Below are 2,130 nucleotides of genomic sequence, written 5' to 3'. Positions count from 1 at the left end.
GAAGCAGAACCGCCAATAGAGCTTCAGCCCGCGATCGAGCAAATCGAGACGTCCAATGGGGATGCGCGCTTCGACGGGCTGGAGCGACGCTATGCGTGGCTTCTGTCGCAACTGATCGAGCAGGAAACCTGGACGGCTTCGGATTTTGATCGTTTGGTGCGCGGTGCCGATCTGATGCCCGGCGCGGCGAAGCAAGCAATCAACGATTGGTCCCTCGACCGCTTCGACGAACTGGTCCTGGATGGCGAGGACCCTGTCATCGTCAATGCCAGCCTGTTTTCCGAGGCTCCTGCCCAGCCTCCGTCGCTCACCGTCTCTGTCGAAGGAATGTCAGCATGACAACAAAAACCCCACCTATCAAACCGAGAGATCGAGACACCATCATCAGCGCCTTACGTGCCGGCGTGGTGCCGCGCATCGGTCTCCAGCATATCCAGGTGGGGCGCCAGCGCGAGATCGAGGCGCTGATCCAGGACATAGAGCGGATCGGCAACGGCGGGTCGAGCATCCGTCTCGTCATCGGCGCCTATGGTGCCGGCAAGACCTTCTTCCTGTTTCTCATCAGGCAAATCGCACTTCAGCGCAAACTTGCCGTCTGCCAGGCCGACCTTTCTCCAGATCGCCGCATCCACGCCACCGGCGGGCAGGCGCGTACGCTCTATGCCGAGCTCGCCACCAGCCTTGCGACCCGTGCCGCTCCAGACGGAGGCGCGCTCAGGAACATTCTGGAGAGCTACATACAAAAAGCATCCGAACGCGCTTCCTCAAACGGGACGACAATAGAAATCGCCATCAAGGAAGGCCTTGGCGATCTTCGCGAAATGGTCGGTGGCTATGATTTCGCAACCGTCATCGTTGCCTATGCGCGGGGCTACGAGGAAGGGGACAGCAATTTGCAGGACGCCGCGCTTCGTTGGTTACGCGGCGAATACACGACCAAGACAGAAGCGCGAGGGGATCTGGGCGTACGCACCATCATCGATGACGCGTCCTTCTATGATGGCTTGAGGCTGCTCGCGCGTTTCACAACGCTCGCTGGTTTCGGCGGCCTGTTGGTCTGCCTCGACGAACTCGTCAACCTCTACAAGCTGCAGAGTGCCCAGGCCCGCAAACAGAATTACGAGCAGATCCTGCGCATCTTCAACGATGTCCTGCAGGGCACGACCCAGGGCATCGGCTTCATTCTGGGCGGCACACCGGAATTTCTGCTCGACACCCGGCGCGGGCTCTACTCCTATGAAGCTTTGCAGTCCCGTCTGGCTGGGAACAGTTTTGCCGGCAATGGCCTGGCCGACTATTCCGGTCCGGTGGTCAACCTGCCGAACCTGACGCCGGAGGAACTCTACCATCTGCTGGAGCGGCTGCGCGACGTGTTCGCGGCCGGCGATCAGGAAAAATGGCTGGTGCCGGACGAGGCACTCCACGCATTCATGGACCATTGCGCCAATCGGATCGGCGAGGCCTATTTTCGGACTCCGCGCAACACGGTGAAAGCCTTCGTCGATCTGCTCGCGATCATCCAGCAAAACCCCGGCACAGATTGGAAAGACATCCTCGGCGCAATGGACGTGGCGGAGGATCGTGGCGGTGCAGGTGACCAGCCAATCGATGACGCCGAAGGCGGAGCGGACGACGAGCTTGCAACCCTCCGCATTTGACACGCTTTCCGAGCCCGTCAGGCGCTGGATTTGGCAGCGGAAATGGCCGTCGCTACGGGACGTGCAGGAAAAAGCCATCCCGGTCATTCTCGCGGGCGGCGATGTCGTGATCTCCGCGCGTACTGCCGCCGGCAAGACTGAAGCCGCCTTCCTGCCGTTGTTGACCCGATATGGCGAGCACGCAGGAAGCGCCGATGGGTTCGCTATCCTCTATGTCAGCCCGCTGAAGGCGCTGATCAACGATCAGCACCGGCGGCTGGAAAGCCTGTGCGAAGGCAGTGGCGTCCTCCTGCACAAATGGCATGGCGACGTGTCGGCGGACGCCAAAACCCGTGCACGAAAGCGACCGTCGGGTGTCGTGCTGATCACCCCGGAATCGCTTGAGGCGTTGCTCGTCCGCAGGGGCGGGGAGGTTGCGCAGATGTTTTCGCGCCTCGATGCGGTGGTCATCGATGAGTTACATGCCTTCATT

At 60.9% G+C, this 2,130-nt stretch carries 3 protein-coding genes; all 3 read left to right on the top strand.

Annotation, left to right across the window (positions count from 1 at the left end; genetic code table 11):
* On the top strand, nt 1-339 hold a 339-nt coding region (locus EOA24_RS35395), incomplete at its 5' end, for a tellurite resistance TerB C-terminal domain-containing protein (RefSeq protein WP_281059919.1).
* Entirely contained in the window at nt 336-1,658 is a 1,323-nt protein-coding gene (locus tag EOA24_RS35390; RefSeq protein WP_127410675.1) for an ATP-binding protein, read from the top strand. The genes EOA24_RS35395 and EOA24_RS35390, both read left to right, overlap by 4 nt.
* Nucleotides 1,582-2,130 (top strand): DEAD/DEAH box helicase (locus tag EOA24_RS35385; protein ID WP_245501932.1); only part of this gene is annotated, 549 nt, incomplete at its 3' end. The genes EOA24_RS35390 and EOA24_RS35385, both read left to right, overlap by 77 nt.

Source organism: Mesorhizobium sp. M2A.F.Ca.ET.039.01.1.1, assembly GCF_003998035.1.
Classification (GTDB): domain Bacteria; phylum Pseudomonadota; class Alphaproteobacteria; order Rhizobiales; family Rhizobiaceae; genus Mesorhizobium.
Note: the sequence above shows the minus strand (reverse complement) of the source record. Positions and strands in the feature narration are given on the sequence as shown.